Genomic DNA, 17,478 nt, shown 5'->3' with positions numbered 1-17,478 from the left:
TTAGTTTTTTTAACCGCAGAGGGCGCAGAGGGCGCAGAGGAAGAGAGGGGAAAGATTCGCAATTCCCGATTCCCAATTTCCCATTTACGTTAGAGTTTTTTGCCCACTATTACTACCCAAGATTGAGCTTCGCGGGGTAAGCCGGGGGGGCGATAGTAGTGATTGACAATTGCAAATCCCGCTTGTTCTAAACAAGGCGCTAAAGTATGATATTCCCATCCGGCTGTATAGCGTTTTCCCGTTGGTCTCTCGTCGTATCCTTCCCAATTTCCCCGGCACATTGACATGACAATTGCACCGCTAACAACTAAGGCTTTGTGCAAATTTTGCAGCACTTTTACCATCTCGTCGCTGGGAACGTGAATCAGGGAAGCATTGGCAAAAATACCGTCAAATTCTGCCTCTGGCAAGTCGAGATTCAGAAAAGATTGTTGCCAAACTTCGCATCCTGACAACTCTTTTGCTATTTCTACAAAAGCCGGAGTCGCATCTAAGCCTACAACTGTGTGTCCTTGGCTTTTAAAGGCTACTAAATCTCGTCCCGGCCCGCATCCTATATCGAGAATTTTACCGGGATTGCGGGGCATGGCAGCCGTCAGTGCGGAGCGATTTTGGGATACGTCGTGATGCCAAGTTCCCGATCGGAAAGATTCGGCAGTTAGCTGGTATTCTGCGATCGTAGTTTCTTCGCGTTTGTCCATAATTTCCCCCTCTTGTATTATTTTAGATTTTAGATTTTAGATTTTAGATTGAAGAATGGCAACCGTAGGGACACTCCAAAAGCCCATTGGTGTCAACTTAAGGTCAAAGTTAGTCACAGACTGGTGTTTGACGATTAAACTTAGATCCCCCCTAACCCCCCTTAAGAAGGGGGGGACAGGAGTCTTCTCAAAGTCAACCCCTACTCCCCAACAATCAGGGGGATTTAGGGGGATCTAGACTGGGGTAAAAAGGAGATTTCTCAAGGCTTTCGGCTTAAGTTGACACCAATGGACAGTGCCGTGTCCTACTCTATTTCATCCGATTGAAAACTGGTATAAGAGTTAAACAACCAGGGTTTTTTGTTCGGATTTGGTAACTGCTGAATCAACTTCTAAGAGAGAACCTTCGGGAGATTCGATCGCAAATCCCGCATCTCGAATCATGTCCCAATCTTGATGGGCAGCTTGTCCGGGAGTTGTCAGATAATCGCCAACAAAGATAGAATTAGCGGGGTAGAGTCCGAGAGGTTGCAGCGATCGCAAATGCACTTCCCGTCCCCCAGCAATCCGAATTTCTTGACTGGGAAGCAAAAATCGGAACAAACAGAGAATTCGCAAACATTGGCGGGGAGTTAACCGATTCACATCTGCAAATGGCGTGCCGGGAATCGGAATGAAAAAGTTGACGGGTACGCTAGTAACGCCCAAATTGCGAAGCGAAAGCGCTAAATCGATCGCATCATCATCCGATTCGCCCATCCCCAAAATTCCGCCGGAACAAGTTGTGATTCCCGCTGCTTTTACGTGTTCGACGGTTTCAACCCGATCGCCAAAAGTGTGAGTCGTGCAAATGTCCGTGTGATATGATTCGGAAGTATTGAGATTGTGATTTACGCGATCGACTCCAGCTTTTGCCAAACGATGAGTTTGCTCCTCGCTCAACAATCCCAAACAAGCACAGATTTTTAGGTTATAATTTGCCTTCACAGTCTCGACAGCATCCAAAACGCGATCGAAAGTAGAAGCGTTAGGTTGGCGCCCCGAAATCACCAAACAAAACGTACCAGCTTTTAAATCTGCGGCGCGTTGGGCGGCATCCAGAATTTTCTCCTTAGCTAAAAGCGGATATTTCTCAATTTCCGCAGTCGAAATTTTTGACTGAGAACAATAATGGCAATCTTCAGGACAAAGGCCACTTTGAGCATTTAACAAATAGTGCAGCCTGACTCGGTTTCCCCAGTAGTGGCGGCGCACCCGATAAGCTGCGTTTAGTTGTTCCAGCAAAACCTCATCCGGTGCGCGCAATACGGCTAAAGATTGCTCGCGAGAGAGACATTTGCCCGCCAGCGCGTCGTCAGCCAAATCGTTCCAATTGGGTAAATTCATTACTAAAATTAAAGGGTTTACAGAGTATCCAAAACCTGACGAATCACCCGATAAATCGATTCTAGTTCATCAGGAGAAATGCAGTAGGGAGGCATCAAGTAAAGCGTATTTCCCAAGGGGCGGAGCAAAAACCCCGCTTCGAGAAATCTGGCTTTCAATAGAGGACCGATGTCATTAAAATAACCGGAAACGCTTTCCGTTTTCACATCCATTGCTGCGATGGTGCCGCAAGTCCGAATCCGTTCGAGTTTAGGATGATTTCTCAGCCATTGATTCAGATATTTGTGGTGGAGTTTTTCCATCCCTTGATAAACATTTGGGTTTTGCTCCAAAAGCTCCAAGGATGCTACACTCACCGCACAAGCTAAGGGATTTCCGGTGTAAGAATGACCGTGAAAAAAAGCTTTGTCCCATTCATCTCGCCAGAAAGCTTGATAAATATCCTCCGATGCCATTGTGACAGCAATTGGCAAGCAGCCACCAGACAATCCTTTAGACAAACACAGGATATCCGGTGAAGTTCCCGATTTAACCGAGGCAAACAGTTCGCCTGTGCGCCCAAAACCCGTCATTACTTCATCGTAAATCAACAATACATTAAACTGGCCCGCAAGTAGTGCGATCGCCCGCAAAAACTCAGGGCGGCACATTCGCATCCCCCCAGAACCTTGCACCAAAGGTTCGATAAAAATACCCGCATAGCCGCCCTGCTTTAACAAAAACTCCAATTTCTCTAAACTCGCCGCCTCCTTGGTTTCCACCTCCTCATCGCCGTCAAAAGTCGCCGGAAAAGGAACAACATCCCCAGCAAACATTAAAGGTGCAAAAGATTCCCACCACAGCGAACTTCTGCCAGCAGACATCGCGCCCACAGTATCGCCGTGATAACCTCCCTCAAAACTAATAAAGCTAGTGCGGTTAGTTTCTCCGAGATTGCGCCAATATTGAAATGCCATTTTCAGAGCAACTTCAACAGCAGTCGAGCCGTTATCAGAGAAGAAAATCCGCGTTAAAGAAGCAGGCGTATGAGTTAGCAATTTACTCGCAAGTTTCTCGGCAGGTTCGTGAGTAAACCCCGCAAAAATTACGTGTTCTAACTTTTGGGCTTGTTCGTAAAGAGCCTCGGCGAGAACCGGATGGCTGTGCCCGTGAACAGTCACCCACCAACTAGAAATGCAGTCGAGAATTTGCCGCCCGTCTGCTAATTCCAGCACCGATCCTTTGCCGCGAATTACCTTCAGCGGCGGGGCAGCCGTTTTCATTTGCGTGAAGGGCTGCCAAATCGGTGAATTTGAAGAATTATGTTCCTGATTCGCAGTCATTTTTGCCCCGATTACTAATATTAATCTGCCTTTTAATATAGCAATAATAACGCCCTTATGAACTTTTAATTTTTGAGGCTTTCTTTTTCTCTTCCTACGTGTCCTTGGCGTCTTCGCGGTTCGTTAAAAAAATCTAGTTTGGTGTCGAGGGCCGCTGCCTGGGAACGTCAGCCCCCATACCACGTATTCGCAGGCAATGGTTAAAATTGTCAGTTACAATTTTCTGCCTTTGAGCAAATAAGTCGTCATAGATCCTTTGCCTTTAACATTAATTTTACCGCGTTTTTCCAACAAATACTTATCGCACAGCAACTCATAAGTGGAGTTACTAACTTGAATTTTACCCGGAAGTCCCTGAGATTCCATGCGGCTTGCTGTATTCACAGCATCTCCCCACAAATCGTAAATAAACTTTTTAGTGCCGATGACACCTGCTACAACAGGCCCAGTATTAATGCCAATGCGGATATTGAGAGGTTTACCGCATTCGTCGCGGAATTTCATAATTTCTTGCTGCATTTCCAGGGCCATTTCGGCAATAGATTCGGCGTGATTTGTACAGGGAAGTGGCAAACCGCCTGCTACCATATAATTGTCGCCGATAGTCTTAATTTTTTCTAAGCCGTATTGTTCGCTTAAGCGATCGAAAGATGAAAATATTTTGTTAAGCAACTCGACTAATTCTTCAGGAGATGTGCGCGAAGATATTTCGGTAAAGCCCACAATATCAGCAAACAAAACCGTAACCTCGGCAAATCCGTCCGCAATATTTATCTGGCCTTGTTTTAGGCGATCGGCAATCATTACCGGTAAGATATTTAGTAATAAACGATCCGACTTTTCTTGTTCGGCGCGCAATACTTCCTCAGCTTGTTTCCGCTGTGCAATTTCCTGGTATACTCGGTGAAACATTTGATTGAATGCGACCATGAGTTCTCCCAACTCGTCATCCCGCTTGACAGACAGAGAGTAGAAATCAGGTTGTGCTCGATCTTTACTCAAAGCGTCTCCAGCAGCGATCAAGTCATCGCGCAATCTCAAGAGAGGTGAAATTACTGTCACCCCTAAAAAAAACATAGTCACAGAAGTGACAAAGGCTGATATAATGATGACTAGAACCGCAATCCGCCCGATAAATGCGTAGAGTTCCGGTTGAACGGTGGAAGCATCGTGGCGAACAATTAAGATGTAATCGCCTCCCAAATGTCGCTCCGTCCAAGCAATATCGTAGCGCTTGCCATCGAAATTGTGATGGTGAACTATACGAGCTTTTTTTAGTTGCTCTAAACTGATTTCTGGGGGTTCGCCAAGTGTATATATTAGCTCACCGTTAGCTTGGTAAATAGATAGTCCTAAGACTACTTGAGAATCCTTAGTAATATTTTTTACTTCTTCTTGCAAGAAAGTGCGATCGGAAATATCTTGTTGGAGCAAAAACTCTAGGGAATCAACAGTCGCCCGAGATACCTGTTCCAGTTGACTTAAAAGTTCATTTTCGCGCCGAAAATAAGAGGGAACTAAAATAATTCCCTCTATGACAAGAATGCTAGCAAATACCCACAAAGCTATTTGCCTCGACAAGCGAGATTTGAAAAATTTCAAAAATGAGAAAATCCGCAATAACATAAAACTTACTATTTTGCAAATGGCTAATGTAGGACATAGAAAAATCAACCCGGTTTCTCGTAATAAATTTTGGGTTGTCAACGAAGCAACCGCGCAGAAACCGGGTTCTCACATCCCCTGTGTACTTCCTATAATTGTCAGCAGTCAACAGCCAGCAGCTATTAACTGTTACTTCTTGGCTGCTTGCTGCTGACTAATATCATGTCCGATTGATTAACCATAATATCGCGGTCGGGGCGGGTTTTTCAGATTGTCAATTATTGGCAGGTATTGTTGGCTCACGGGCCCCTACGAAAATCGCGGTCGATCGACCGGACATGATATAATGACTGATGACTCTGGACTAACTAGCAGACCCCTTAATAATATAATAAACAAATTAAACCGAAACTGCGCTGACTAACCTGCCTGCAAGCAGATAAGTATTCATATCTCCCTTGCCTTTGATGTGGATAATTCCTCTGTTTTCAAACAGATACTTATTTCTCAAGATATCGTAAGTTGATTGTGTGACTTGAATCACGCCGGCAATCCCGTTAGGGTAGAGGAAAGCTCAGACATATTTGCCATCGCTACTCCTACACCTACACAAAATAAAATTGTCACCGCAAGCAGAATTCGCTTATAAATTAATTGGCTGATGGCAGCCCGACTGCGAGAAATCAACTGGCGCATGGTATCCTCAAGTGTGAGGTTTAATCTTTATTTCAATTTATGCACTACTAACATAACACTGGTTGTTCAGACTGTTTTGCGGGCGTCCGGGGTAAAGCAAGACTGTCTGAGTGCAACCGAGGGTTAATTATTGTTTACCGCGAGGGTTTCGCTTATCCGTAAGAATACGCATAACTTTATAGTGGTTTTCTGTTGAGTGAAGTACAGATGATCGGGTAAGGACACGGCGGTGGCCTCTCCCTACTTCACGCAATTTTTGCTTGATATCGGTTAGGATAGCAATTGTAGTCTATGGTTGGCGATCGTGAATTCTGACTCTACTGCCTCACCTGCGCGCCAGGAAATTTTGCCGGGAGAAGTTTTCGTCAATACTGCCAATTTTGATACGGGTATTCGGCGAGTTTTACCTAAATATGACGAAATGTTGGATGTATTAGCAGGCTGCATTGCTAACGCAAACCACCGCATTTTAGAACTCGGCTGCGGTACGGGGGAACTCACTTTAAAAGTTCTGCAACGCTACCCGTCTGCGGAAATAGTGGCTGTCGATTACTCGCCGCGAATGCTAGATTTTGCCCGCGCCAAAATAGAGTCGGCAGGATACACAACCCGGTGGACTGGCATAGAAATTGACTTTGGAGAATGGGCGAACAATCCAAATTTCTCAGGCTTGGGCGATAAATTCAATGCTTGCATTTCATCTCTGGCAATTCACCATCTTGAGGATGACATGAAGTTGAAATTGTTTCAACGCATTCGCGAAAGTTTAAATGCTGGTGGCTGTTTTTGGAATGCCGATCCTCTTTTAGCAGAATCAGCAGCAATGAAAGATATTTATCAAGCGGCGCGAGAAGATTGGGCGCTAAGTCAGGGGGAAACCTTAGCACAAATTCGCGCAAATGTGGGAACGAGTGTCTCTTACGGGTATTCTAATCCCGATCGCCTAGCTACACTTTCGGCACAGTTGGAAATGCTTGCCTCATCTGGATTTGAGACTGTTGCAGTTCCTTGGAAATACTACGGTATGGCGGTGTTTGGGGGATTTGTTAATTAAGAAAAGCAGTCCTGGAGGCAGAACTTCTATATGTAGGGTGCGCGAATAAGCACCTTACTGCTTAAAGAAACATTGCTGTTAGTATTTTATGTTACTAAGTTATGTTTGAAAAAATATATAATACTGCCAGCATGGAGTAAACAAAATGACTGCAACTGCGATTCAAAGTATTGACTGGGATGCTTTTTCTTCGGAACTATCGGGAATCGAAATAATTAGCGATCGCGCGCAAGTTGTCAAGCTATCTCAAGACTATTATCACTTCAGTCCTGTTTTGCAACCTCTCTTAAGTGATAAAACAGGAGATTTAGTAGTTCGTCCCGCCAGCGAAGCCGAAGTTTTGCGGATTGCTGCAGCCTGCGTAAAATTCAAAATTCCGCTAACTGTCAGAGGGGCAGGAACGGGCAATTACGGGCAGTGCATTCCCCTCAAGGGCGGCGTCATTTTAGATACCAGCAAAATGAACAATATCCGCTGGATAAAACCGGGTTTAGCTTGCGTAGAACCGGGGGTAAAAATGTCGGTTTTCGACAAACAAGCGCGAGAAACTGGTTGGGAATTGCGGATGGTTCCCTCAACCTATCGCACCGCAACGATTGGGGGATTTATCGGCGGCGGTAGCGGGGGAATTGGTTCGATAACTTACGGGCAATTGCGCGATCGGGGAAATCTTCATGCTGTTCGAGTCGTTACAATGGAAGACGATCCCCGCGTCATCGAATTGCGCGGGGATGAAGTGCAAAAAGTCAATCACGCTTACGGCACAAATGGGATTATTACTGAGTTAGAAATTCCCCTCGCCCCTGCTTATCCTTGGGCGGAAATCATCGTCGCTTTTGACGATTTTATGACCTCGGCAAACTTCGGTCAAGCTTTGGGCGATGCTGATGGAATTATCAAAAAACTAATTTGTGTTTGTGCTTGGCCGATTCCTGCTTATTTTGCTGCTTTCCGCGATGCTATTCCTGAAGGCAAGCACTGCGCTTTGTTAATGGTAGCTGAATCTTGTCTGGAACCGCTGCAAGATTTGGTGCGCGAATATGGCGGCACAATTTGCTATCAAAAAAGCGCGCAAGCAGCGAGCAAAGGTGCAGCTATTGCTGAATTTACTTGGAATCATACAACTCTCCACGCTCGCAGCGCTGACCCGTCTCTGACTTATTTGCAGACGCTTTTTCCCGCAGATAAAGGTTTGAAATTGATTGAGGAACTGTATAATTATTATGGGGATGAGGTGATGATGCACTTGGAGTTTTTGCGGATGAATGGCAGGGCGATCGCCGCGGCTTTGCAAATAGTTCGCTACACTACGGAATCACGCCTCAAGGAAATTATTCGCTATCACGAAGAGCAAGGCGCACTGATTGCTAATCCTCACACTTATATATTGGAAGATGGAGGGATGAAAAGTATTAATGTGGAACAGTTGCAGTTTAAAGAGTTGGTCGATCCTTACGGTTTGCTTAATCCGGGTAAAATGCGGGCGTGGTTGGAACGGGATTAAGGGCGAGGGTTTTTAGATTGTTTGGCGGTTGAAACCGCTTCTACACAAACGAAGTCCGCCTTCGCGGACTAATAAATAAAAGACCTCTTGCAAAAATAACTAGGACGGGCAAGATGCCCATCCCACAAGAGTTATTTTTTCTTGTGGGATGGGCATCTTGCCCGTCCAATAAATTTATGAAAAGGACTTTTGCAAGAGGTCTAAAGATTAAAACTCGGCGGTTGAAACCGCTGCTAGACAAACGAAGTCCGGATGGTGCGCGGACTAAGAAAGCAATTTAAGGGACGGGGGCGGTAATTTCTGCTGGTGCGATCGCCCCTTCAGAAGGTACTGCTTGCTTTTCCAGTAGTAGGCGCTGTTTGTTGCGAAATTCTGCGGCCGCATCGTTCAAATTTTGGCGCTGTTCGGTATTAAATTCTTCCATGCTGCGGCCGCCTCCCAATTTCGATCGGTGAATTAAATCAAATATTCCCCTTCCGCTGCTGTCGCCGGAAAAGGGGTCGGTATTGTCTTGAGTTTGAAAGTCTTGCAGCGGTTGGGCATTATTTAAACCGCTGGCTTGAGCGAAGCTTGCTTGAGGCGAGAACAGAGCACAGGAGGCGATCGCGCTTGCAGCAATCCCAATCATCAATTTGCCGGATTTGGAAGTTTTGGTGTTCATAATTTATTAGTTGAATCTTCAAAAAAACAATTCTATCTAAACAATATTCTGACTTGTGAGTAAATATTATATTACTTCGCTGGGGCTAAGGATAGGGCAATGCCCATTGGTGTCAACTTAAGCTTTTAGTCCCGCAGTCCTCTCGCTTACCCGGTAGTCCGCCAGGGAATGAATTCCCTGTCTCATAGCGAAAGTCCTCTGAAAGAGGACTGAAGAAGTCATTAGTCCTATCGTTGACCCAGCAGTCCGCCAGGGAATGAATTCCCTGTCTCATAGCGAAAGTCCTCTGAAAGAGGACTGAAGAAGTCATTAGTCCTCCCGCTGACCCGGCAGTCCGCCAGGGAATGAATTCCCTGTCTCATAGCGAAAGTCCTCTGAAAGAGGACTGAAGAAGTCATTAGTCCTCCCGCTGACCCGGCAGTCCGCCAGGGAATGAATTCCCTGTCTCATAGCGAAAGTCCTCTGAAAGAGGACTGAAGAAGTCATTAGTCCTATCGTTGACCCGGCAGTCCGCCAGGGAATGAATTCCCTGTCTCATAGCGAAAGTCCTCTGAAAGAGGACTGAAGAACTCATTAGTCCTATGCAAGAGGACTTTGGCTTTGAGAGTCTTGTTTCAACCCCTGACGGACTATCGGTTTTACCTTAAGTTGACACGACCAAAGGCACGGCGCCGTGTCCTAGAATTGACGGTGCAGGTGAAACGATCGCCCTAATTAAGCAAACCTGCGTCTCAGCAGCGGTTGAATGCTCAGCAGCGCCACCAAATCAAACGCCAGCAGCACTAATAGGGCTCCTCCAAAGGTGACATTACCCCAAGGAGCTTGCATCACGACACTGGCTAGCGACCAATCGCTGTGCAGGTACAGGTAGCGGATGGGTTCGATCGCGTAACTCAGAGGATTGAGAGTCACCACAACTTGCAGCCACTCTGGCATAAATGACAGCGGCGCGAGGGCTGTGCTGGCAAATAACAGCGGCAGGTTAGTAACAAAAATTACCGCTATTAATTCTACGTGGCCGGGGAGAGCGAAGGCTAAACCCAGACTCAAGCCGGTGACGCCCAAAACTAATAGTAGGACAATTAGGGCGATCGCCCCAAGTCCGGCAATTCCGGGGAATCCCGCGCCCAAAAACGCGCCCGCTGTAACGATTGTGCCGGTTTGGATGAAGCTGAGGGTGACGATAAAAATAGCCGAAGCCAGGACGATCGAAAATCTGGAAGCCAACGGCGCGACTAATAAGCGGTTGAGAAATCCGAACTCGCGATCGAACATAATCGGCAAACCAGCATTCAGCGCCCCGGCAAAGGCTGTAAAAACGATTACACCAGCGCCGAGAAATTGCCCGTAATTCTGGCTTTCGCCGAACAAGCCGGCGGGTGCATTTTCAAACAGAGCTCCGAATAAAACCAACCACATCAGCGGCTGAATAATTCCTGCAACTAGCGTCGAGGGGCGGCGCTGCAATTGAATAAACAGGCGCTTGGTTAAGGCGAGTGTTTCTTGGATGAAGTCGCCCAGCAGGGAAGTGGAAGTGTCAGCGGATGCCGTGGAGAGTGGCCGCTGCTGGTTGAGGTTGTTGGGGGATGTAACAGTACCGCTCATAATTGCTTGCGCTGATTTTGATTAAATCTAACTCTCTTTACAGTAGCAAGTCTGGAGGTATTGGTGGTGTTGGGCGGGCGATCGGTCTAAAATTGAGAATAAGCTAATCAAATATGCTAAATAAAAAATTGATTTATTAGGAGGATAAAGCTATGTCATCAAGGGCGATCGCCACTTTAGTCTAGATTATGGAATCTCTGCCAGAAACTCTTCAAGACAAAGTGGTTGAACATTTGCGAGAATATCTTGAATACTTAAGGGATCAAGATCAGTGGAATTTATCTTTTCAGAACACGCAACAATCGCTGATTATGGCTGCACAGCGCGCTAAACAGGAAATTTCCGCAGGAAAAGCACAGCCATTAGATATTGATATAGCTTGAGAAATACCAACACTAGCCGACTATCCCAGTCGCCGAGAATTTATGCAATTGCCACTAGAAGAGAGACGAAATATTCTAGCAAAACAAGCTGAGGTAATGTTGCAACATTACCAACAAGATAGAGAAGGGGAAGAATTAGAAGCAGGAGATTTAATTGACTACATACAAATATGAAATAAATCGCCAGGGTGATCGTGACACTATATGATTTTTGATAGCAGGTTTGGGGAAACAGGAGAGCTATTTTTTGAAATTTATTCTAATTAGTACCTCGACCATCTGAGCAGAAAGCTGTTATAATTTTGCAAATTCCCTGTGTTTTACATCCTTGTAAAGCTGCGTTTTTTGCGGTCTCAAGAGAATCGCTAGTACCCCAATATCCGGCTGAATTAGCACTTGCAAAAAGCTCACCACCTGCATAAGCTGCACAATTATTGAAAGACACTAGACTCCTACAAGAGCGAAAACGCTTTTGACAATTCTCTAACGCTCTTATCTCGCTTTCTTCACGAGTAAGAGAGTCCCAAGACCATCCTAATTCTTGACTAGAAGCAGACGCGATTGCTCCCCATTTTTCAGTTGACTTTATTTTTGTACTAGAATAAGGTAACAGTAAATATACATCTCCTTCTATGGATTTTAGTGAATTCTCACGTTTAAATCTTCCTTTCATCACTCCTGGATTAGCCGTTTGGCTAAGACTGAAAAATGTACCCTTAAGGTAATCTGGAAACATATCTCCCCACACAATGCCAGTATCTGATTTGGTAATTGTAAAATTCAGTTGTGTTCCCAACACTTTCCCTTGAAAATACATTTTTCTATCAGGGTCTGTTATTTCACCAATAATTTCTCCAGATGTTTTATCAAAATTAGTGAAGCGAAGAGTAAAAGCTTTATCGAATTGATCGCCCGAACGGTACCCTACCCATCTGCCAGAGAACACACTATTTGTATCAATAGATAATGCTATTTTATTTTGAATTGCATTCGCAGGATCGATAACATTAAACTGACCACTATAAAATCTTTGAGTCAAGTTTTCATGATCTAAATATTTTCCGAATATTCCAATTCGACTGATAGCAGCACCTTTATCAAATACATTAATAACCCTGGCTCCTCCTTTACCTACTTTTTTGGTGAATTGTTCCCAAGCCTTACCTTGAAATTGAAATAATTTGCTTAAAACCTCGGTAATTATTTCTTCATCTTCTGTACCAACTGCTTGCGCTATTTTAGTTGAATTATCTGGTTTAGATAGGCAAGACATCAAAGTAGTAAAAGCAGAAATAGGGTTTTTAGCATTCAAGGCTAATTCATTTTGGCAATCTAATGAAACAGAACTAAGTAGAAGAGCTACATCAATTGGTTTTTTCCCAGTGGAGCCAGCAGCGACAGCAAAAATATCTATTGCCAACAAGGAAAGATTAATATCAAATGCGCCTACTTTTTGAGATTCACTTTTTCTATTTGAAAAATTACCTCCCGACAAAATAACATCATAACGACCATGTTTCCATCGACCATTTTTAGATTTTAAAGCTTGTTCAATCTGATTGCCTCCTGAAATAGTTTTTATGAGACTTCCATCCCAAATGCCAATTTCTGCTGGTAAAATTAGCAACTCTCCAACAACATTTTGCTCCTTATTTTTAGGCCCGCCATAGTCATTTGGCGTTACAGGAGACTGTAGTTTACCAGCAGGAATAATCAAAATTTGCTGTGCGAGTGGAGAAGTTCCTTTAACTTTTATACCCTCAGAGGTTGCTTGCAATTCAAGTCCGTGCCACAAAGGCCAATTTGTACTAGAAATTTTTCCTTCATCGGTAAATTTGCTAGTAATTTCGTATTCAAGATTGTTTGAGGTAGCTTGAGCGTGAGCAGAGGAAATAACCCACTCCCAAGATGGGAATATTTGACCACCCAAGGTCTGATTATTAACTAATTCTTGATTGCTTTTTAATTGTTCTTGAAGTTGGTTTGAGGATTTTTGCGAAGTCTCAGGTAAAAATACTTGCTGATCTATAGCTACATCAAGAGCAATCTCAGAAGCTAATTTGAATATATTTTCATCAAATAGTGAGGTAGATTTAGAAACTAAATTGACTAAATCTTTAAACTGCTTGTTTTTTTCGATTGCTTGAAAAATTGAAATCTGCTTTTTCAAAGGCAAGCCTAAAAATAAGGGATTCATAAAAACTAGGCTACGGGCAGTTGATACAAAGCTTAATTGAGGTTTTTCATTAAATTCAGGTACAAAAAAATCTATTAATCTGAGTTCATTACCAAATTTTGCAACCACAATAGCGGTAGACTTGGTAGAGTTTTCTGTTTGACCTTCCGTTTTCTTAGTTAGCTTAATCCTTTGTCCTTGTTCTTTAATTGATTTTGATTCCGTAAGCGTCATAATTTTCCCTGACTTGAGTTCAGACTGGCCAACAGGGATATCAGTTACCTTAACCTCAACTCCTGAAAAGTCGAGCAAGCTACAACCGCCAAGCAAGCTGATTGTTGAGAGAGTAGCTACGAATAACTTAGCTCTTCTTGTAATATGGGTAGCTTTAAATAAGTAAGAACTCATTATTTTAATCCCTAATTTTTTAACAAATATGAAGTTTTTCTTTGGGGAAAGTCCGATGCCCTGTTCAGCAGGATGATGCTATTAACCATTATTAAGTATTCTTGAGGTTGTTGCTAGAGGTAAAACGTGGGATTTAGTGAAATTCACAAAAGTTTACAATGAGATTTTAGTGTGATTTAGTTGTTTAAGTTGGAAAAAGTGTTATAAAGTGGGGAAATCCTAAATTCAACCATACTCCCAGGCAGCCCTATGGACATTCAAGATGTATTACAATGGACAGACGACCGGGTATTGGCTAAGAAGGGAAAACATCTTGATTCGCTGCAAAGATGTATATTAGAGCAAGTGTGGCAAGGTCATAAATACCCAGAAATAGCTAAAGCTTGCAACCGTAGTGAGGATCATATTAAACAGGTGGCCAGGGAATTATGGAAACTTCTCTCTGATATCTTGGGAGAAGATGTTAAAAAATCTAATGTTCGTTCTATTTTAGAAAAATTACGATTCTCCAATATTTCCAATTTATGGTTTACTCAGGACTCTGTGCAAAAAATAGGTAACATTAACTTCTGTGGAGAAGGTAGGCACTGTTCAGAAAAGATAAAATATCGATCGCCCTCTACCACTAACACAGACAATATTAAACCAGAAAATCTCTATGATTTAAGAGATGCACCGGAGCTCAAAACCTTCTACAACTACCCCAACTCACCCCTCACCGCCCTCGAAAACTCGATCGCCCACCAAAACTGCCGCCTCTTCACCATCACAGGCATGACAGGCACCGGCAAAAGTGCGATCGCCCGTCACCTCATCCCCCAAATTCAAACTCAATTCGATCGCATCATCTGGCTCAGTCTCCGCACCTCCCCACCCCTCGAAACAACCCTCAAAAACCTGATTCAATTTCTATCCGATCGCACAGATATTAACATTTCCGCCAACATCGATGCTCAGTTGTCAATCCTGATCGAATATTTGCGAGACAATCGCTGTCTAATCATCCTCGATGACGTGCAGCAAATTCTCAGCAGCGGGCAACTTGCAGGACATTATAAACCAGGATATGAAAACTACGGAACCCTATTTAAACTCATCGGCGAAATTCCCCATAATAGCTGCTTAATTCTCAATAGTTGGGAACCACCCTCAGACATCCTCACATTCACCGACGATAATTCAGCAGTACGTTTATTGCAGTTAACCGGTTTAGGTGAAGCCGCCACAGAAATTCTTAGAGAAAAAGGTTTGTTGGATGAAGAATACTGGCCAGAATTGATTAACCTTTATCAAGGTAATCCCCTGTGGTTAAAATTAGTCGCTCAAACCATTAACAACTTATTTGGCGGTAGAGTCGCTCAATATTTAAGCTATCAACCAGTATTTTTAAGCGATGAATTGACACCGATATTGCAGCAGCACTATCAGCGGTTGTCAGAAATAGAAAAACAGGCGATTTCGCAACTTAGTAATGAAATCCAGCCTGTTTCGTTTACCCAATGGATGGCAAAATGTCAAGGCTCACAACGTGAATTATGTAAAGCAATTCAATCTTTAGCCAGACGGGGAATGATCGAAAAATTTATCTGTGAAACAGAAACCGTTTTCACGATTCCACCTGTGTTAAAACAGTATGTTAAAATGGTGGCAGATCCCCCCTAGCCCCCCTTAATAAGGGGGGGACAAGATTCTTCTCAAAGTCAACCCCTACTCCCCTTCTTAAGGGGGATTTAGGGGGATCTAGATATGTGCAACTTCACATTAAATTGGTATAAGTCCTAATCTAGTTAAATGAGAGCCAACCACGATCGCAACTCAAACCCAACCTAAACTAATGCTCACTTTCGATCGATTCATCAAGCAACTTCCAGATGAAGACGGACGCTATGAACTTGTTAATGGAGAAATTGTCAAAATCTTACCAACAATAAGACTGCACGAAAATGTAGCTGATTTTATTGAAAATACGTTCCAAGACGAGGTAAAAAGACTCCACCTGAATTACAGGGTATCTGGCCGAATTGTAGTCAGGACATTAACCCCGAATGGTAAAGAACAAGGCCGCCATCCTGATGTTACAGTAGTAGACAAAACCCTCTGGGAATCGCAGCCCTTCGGCCCCTCAGCCCTAACTGATGCCCCACAATTAGCAGTAGAGATAGTATCAACAAATTGGGAAGATGATTATATCGACAAGCTAGATGAATATCAGCGGCTGGGAATTTCTGAATATTGGATTGTCGATTATTTAGCTTTGGGTAGCAGAAACTATTTGGGCAACCCGAAAGAGCCGACTGTTTTTGTTTATCTACTTGATGAAAATGGGGTTTATCAAATGACTGCTTACCGAGGGACTGAGCGAATTATATCCCGAACTTTCCCAGAATTAGCGCTGACAGCAGAGCAAGTATTGGATGTATGATCTCAAATATCCCGAAAATATCAGGATACAGCATGGCTCATTGGTTTCAACTTAAACCGAAAGACCGCCAGGGAATGAATTCCCTGGCTAATAGCTAAAGTCCTCTTGCATAGGACTAATGAATAATGATTTCTTCAGTCCTCTTCAGAGGACTTTAGCTTTGAGGCAGGGGTTTCAACCCCTGACGGGCTCAGGGAAAGAGCGTCTCGAACAGGCAAGATGCCTGTTCCACAATAATTATTGGAGAGGTTTATTAAACTAAACTACGATCGCATCGCCTGTTTTTGCTCAGCCTTCAAATCGCGGTTGCTAGCAGCAGCCAACTCAGCATCCAACAGCGTCTTACCAGTCGCAGCCAAATACACATCATCCAAACTCGGCCGAGATTGAGCAATCCCAAAAGTAGGAAGTCCCGCATTTTTCAAAGCTTGCTGAATAGTCACCAGCGCATCGCTTTGCGGCGTTACTACTAAATTCAGAGAATTTCCTTGAGCCGTGTTGACAATTACTTCCTGCACAAAAGGCAGCGATTGCATCAGAGTTTTAGCTTTTTGGGCTTCTTCGATCGGCGAAAACTCCCGAATCCGCAGAGTCACCCGATCGCCCCCAACCCGATTTTTCAACTCTTCTGGCGTCCCCTCAGCAATCACCGTACCCTTGTCAATAATCGCCACGCGATCGGCCAAAGCGTCAACTTCTTCGAGATAATGGCTGGTAATCAAAACCGTCGTACCTTCCTCCCGCAAGCGGCGCAGGAAATCCCACACTACCACCCGGCTTTCAATATCGAGCCCGACAGTCGGTTCGTCTAACACCAAAACATCCGGCTGGTGAAGCAACCCAGCAGCTAAGTCAAGGCGTTTGCGGATACCGCCGGAATAAGTGCCCGTCTTTTTATTTTCCCACTCCTCCAAACCGAGGAGTTGCACCATTTTGTCAATCCGCCCTTTAATCGTATTGCGCGGCAAATGGTAAAGCGCTGCTTGCAGTTGCAGGAGTTCCCGCCCCGTCAGCACCTTATCGAGAGCCACTTCTTGGGCGACGTAGCCTAGTCTTTGTCTGGCAATTCTCGGCTGGCTGACAGCAGAAATGCCAGACACTTCAATGCGTCCGCTATCGGGCGCACTCAAAGTACAAAGTACCCGCAGGGTTGTGGTTTTGCCTGCACCGTTGGGGCCTAGCAAACCAAATATTTCCCCCGGTTCTACCTTGAAGGAAACATCTTTAACGGCTTCTACAGTGCCGTAGCGTTTCTGAAGATTTTCAATTAAAACGGCGGGAGCCATATATTTTGGGGATGAACTGGTTGTTAATATTTTGACACTTCTGAGCTCAAATTGCCGGAATGGTCGATCGACCTATACGACTCGGTGTGCTTGTACGATCGCACACTCCTCCTCAACCGGAAACTGCTTATAGTTCTGATTCTTAATATCAGTTTAAAAAATATTAACTTTATAGCGGTTCTCAACCCTGATATTCATCAGTTTTCCCACTATTTAATCTCCCATCTCAAATCATGTCCGGTCAATTAACCATGATTCCTGTAGGGGCG

At 44.2% G+C, this 17,478-nt stretch carries 16 protein-coding genes; 6 read left to right on the top strand and 10 right to left on the bottom strand.

What is annotated here, in order from left to right; translation table 11 throughout:
- Window positions 1–89: 89 nt before the first annotated feature.
- The 6 genes from QUB16_RS07185 to QUB16_RS07160 all read right to left on the bottom strand — a co-directional run bounded on the left by QUB16_RS07185 (window position 90) and on the right by QUB16_RS07160 (window position 5,710).
- Window positions 90–701: a class I SAM-dependent methyltransferase gene (locus QUB16_RS07185; RefSeq protein ID WP_333315153.1), complete on the bottom strand. Its 612-nt coding sequence runs from the start codon at window positions 699–701 to the stop codon at window positions 90–92.
- A gap of 342 nt (window positions 702–1,043) precedes the next feature.
- Entirely contained in the window at window positions 1,044–2,087 is a 1,044-nt protein-coding gene (gene bioB, locus QUB16_RS07180; protein WP_333315152.1) for a biotin synthase BioB, read from the bottom strand.
- Window positions 2,088–2,104: 17 nt separating this feature from the next.
- Entirely contained in the window at window positions 2,105–3,409 is a 1,305-nt protein-coding gene (bioA, locus tag QUB16_RS07175; RefSeq protein WP_333315151.1) for an adenosylmethionine--8-amino-7-oxononanoate transaminase, read from the bottom strand.
- Between the two features lie 213 nt (window positions 3,410–3,622).
- Window positions 3,623–5,035, bottom strand: a complete 1,413-nt coding sequence (locus QUB16_RS07170) for an adenylate/guanylate cyclase domain-containing protein (protein WP_333315150.1) — start codon at window positions 5,033–5,035, stop codon at window positions 3,623–3,625.
- Window positions 5,036–5,414: 379 nt separating this feature from the next.
- Window positions 5,415–5,558, bottom strand: a complete 144-nt coding sequence (locus QUB16_RS07165; protein ID WP_333315149.1) for an adenylate/guanylate cyclase domain-containing protein — start codon at window positions 5,556–5,558, stop codon at window positions 5,415–5,417.
- On the bottom strand, window positions 5,555–5,710 hold the full coding sequence (locus QUB16_RS07160) for a hypothetical protein (RefSeq protein ID WP_333315148.1): 156 nt from the start codon (window positions 5,708–5,710) through the stop codon (window positions 5,555–5,557). Before QUB16_RS07160 ends, QUB16_RS07165 begins: the two co-directional genes overlap by 4 nt.
- Before the next feature lie 304 nt (window positions 5,711–6,014).
- On the opposite strand from QUB16_RS07160, the gene QUB16_RS07155 reads away from it, so the two are divergent.
- Window positions 6,015–6,764 (top strand): class I SAM-dependent methyltransferase, encoded by a 750-nt coding sequence (locus tag QUB16_RS07155; protein WP_333315147.1) that lies wholly within the window; start codon window positions 6,015–6,017, stop codon window positions 6,762–6,764.
- A gap of 145 nt (window positions 6,765–6,909) precedes the next feature.
- Window positions 6,910–8,268 carry an FAD-binding oxidoreductase gene (locus tag QUB16_RS07150; RefSeq protein ID WP_333315146.1) on the top strand — a complete coding sequence of 453 codons (1,359 nt, stop codon included), beginning with the start codon at window positions 6,910–6,912 and terminating at the stop codon, window positions 8,266–8,268.
- Window positions 8,269–8,545: 277 nt separating this feature from the next.
- Here the strand turns inward: QUB16_RS07150 and QUB16_RS07145 are convergent, their stop codons facing one another.
- Window positions 8,546–8,929 carry a hypothetical protein gene (locus QUB16_RS07145; RefSeq protein WP_333315145.1) on the bottom strand — a complete coding sequence of 128 codons (384 nt, stop codon included), beginning with the start codon at window positions 8,927–8,929 and terminating at the stop codon, window positions 8,546–8,548.
- Between the two features lie 714 nt (window positions 8,930–9,643).
- Window positions 9,644–10,534, bottom strand: coding sequence for an ABC transporter permease (locus tag QUB16_RS07140; protein WP_333296543.1), 891 nt, complete (start codon window positions 10,532–10,534; stop codon window positions 9,644–9,646).
- A gap of 188 nt (window positions 10,535–10,722) precedes the next feature.
- On the opposite strand from QUB16_RS07140, the gene QUB16_RS07135 reads away from it, so the two are divergent.
- Together QUB16_RS07135 and QUB16_RS07130 are read left to right on the top strand one after the other, a co-directional pair.
- A complete protein-coding gene (locus QUB16_RS07135) occupies window positions 10,723–10,917 on the top strand; it encodes a hypothetical protein (RefSeq protein WP_333315144.1) in 195 nt (64 codons plus the stop codon).
- A gap of 42 nt (window positions 10,918–10,959) precedes the next feature.
- Complete coding sequence (locus tag QUB16_RS07130; RefSeq protein ID WP_333315142.1) at window positions 10,960–11,091, top strand: hypothetical protein; 132 nt, start codon at window positions 10,960–10,962, stop codon at window positions 11,089–11,091.
- A gap of 85 nt (window positions 11,092–11,176) precedes the next feature.
- Here the strand turns inward: QUB16_RS07130 and QUB16_RS07125 are convergent, their stop codons facing one another.
- Window positions 11,177–13,501: a DUF4189 domain-containing protein gene (locus QUB16_RS07125; protein ID WP_333315140.1), complete on the bottom strand. Its 2,325-nt coding sequence runs from the start codon at window positions 13,499–13,501 to the stop codon at window positions 11,177–11,179.
- A 249-nt stretch (window positions 13,502–13,750) separates the two neighbouring features.
- Here QUB16_RS07125 and QUB16_RS07120 point away from each other — a divergent pair, with 249 nt between their 5' ends.
- On the top strand, window positions 13,751–15,163 hold the full coding sequence (locus tag QUB16_RS07120) for an NB-ARC domain-containing protein (protein ID WP_333315139.1): 1,413 nt from the start codon (window positions 13,751–13,753) through the stop codon (window positions 15,161–15,163).
- Between the two features lie 172 nt (window positions 15,164–15,335).
- Window positions 15,336–15,923, top strand: a complete 588-nt coding sequence (locus tag QUB16_RS07115) for a Uma2 family endonuclease (RefSeq protein WP_333315137.1) — start codon at window positions 15,336–15,338, stop codon at window positions 15,921–15,923.
- 263 nt (window positions 15,924–16,186) lie between these two features.
- On the opposite strand, the gene QUB16_RS07110 is transcribed toward QUB16_RS07115, so the two are convergent.
- The gene (locus QUB16_RS07110) at window positions 16,187–17,209 is read right to left on the bottom strand and encodes an ATP-binding cassette domain-containing protein (RefSeq protein ID WP_333315135.1); all 1,023 of its coding nucleotides are present in this window, start codon (window positions 17,207–17,209) and stop codon (window positions 16,187–16,189) included.
- Window positions 17,210–17,478 lie beyond the last annotated feature (269 nt).

The sequence above is a fragment of the Microcoleus sp. D3_18a_C4 genome (assembly GCF_036702415.1).
Classification (GTDB): Bacteria; Cyanobacteriota; Cyanobacteriia; order Cyanobacteriales; family Microcoleaceae; genus Microcoleus.
Note: the sequence above shows the minus strand (reverse complement) of the source record. Positions and strands in the feature narration are given on the sequence as shown.

What these genes read in the sequence shown, in the direction of transcription:
- QUB16_RS07130 (WP_333315142.1), top strand. Translation starts at nt 10,960, where the DNA reads ATGCAATTGCCACTAGAAGAGAGACGAAATATTCTAGCAAAACAAGCT.
- QUB16_RS07115 (WP_333315137.1), top strand. Translation starts at nt 15,336, where the DNA reads ATGCTCACTTTCGATCGATTCATCAAGCAACTTCCAGATGAAGACGGA.
- QUB16_RS07145 (WP_333315145.1), bottom strand. Translation starts at nt 8,929, where the DNA reads ATGAACACCAAAACTTCCAAATCCGGCAAATTGATGATTGGGATTGCT.
- QUB16_RS07125 (WP_333315140.1), bottom strand. Translation starts at nt 13,501, where the DNA reads ATGAGTTCTTACTTATTTAAAGCTACCCATATTACAAGAAGAGCTAAG.
- QUB16_RS07110 (WP_333315135.1), bottom strand. Translation starts at nt 17,209, where the DNA reads ATGGCTCCCGCCGTTTTAATTGAAAATCTTCAGAAACGCTACGGCACT.
- bioA (WP_333315151.1), bottom strand. Translation starts at nt 3,409, where the DNA reads ATGACTGCGAATCAGGAACATAATTCTTCAAATTCACCGATTTGGCAG.
- QUB16_RS07135 (WP_333315144.1), top strand. Translation starts at nt 10,723, where the DNA reads ATGGAATCTCTGCCAGAAACTCTTCAAGACAAAGTGGTTGAACATTTG.
- QUB16_RS07160 (WP_333315148.1), bottom strand. Translation starts at nt 5,710, where the DNA reads ATGCGCCAGTTGATTTCTCGCAGTCGGGCTGCCATCAGCCAATTAATT.
- QUB16_RS07140 (WP_333296543.1), bottom strand. Translation starts at nt 10,534, where the DNA reads ATGAGCGGTACTGTTACATCCCCCAACAACCTCAACCAGCAGCGGCCA.
- QUB16_RS07185 (WP_333315153.1), bottom strand. Translation starts at nt 701, where the DNA reads ATGGACAAACGCGAAGAAACTACGATCGCAGAATACCAGCTAACTGCC.
- QUB16_RS07150 (WP_333315146.1), top strand. Translation starts at nt 6,910, where the DNA reads ATGACTGCAACTGCGATTCAAAGTATTGACTGGGATGCTTTTTCTTCG.
- QUB16_RS07170 (WP_333315150.1), bottom strand. Translation starts at nt 5,035, where the DNA reads ATGTTATTGCGGATTTTCTCATTTTTGAAATTTTTCAAATCTCGCTTG.
- QUB16_RS07120 (WP_333315139.1), top strand. Translation starts at nt 13,751, where the DNA reads ATGGACATTCAAGATGTATTACAATGGACAGACGACCGGGTATTGGCT.
- bioB (WP_333315152.1), bottom strand. Translation starts at nt 2,087, where the DNA reads ATGAATTTACCCAATTGGAACGATTTGGCTGACGACGCGCTGGCGGGC.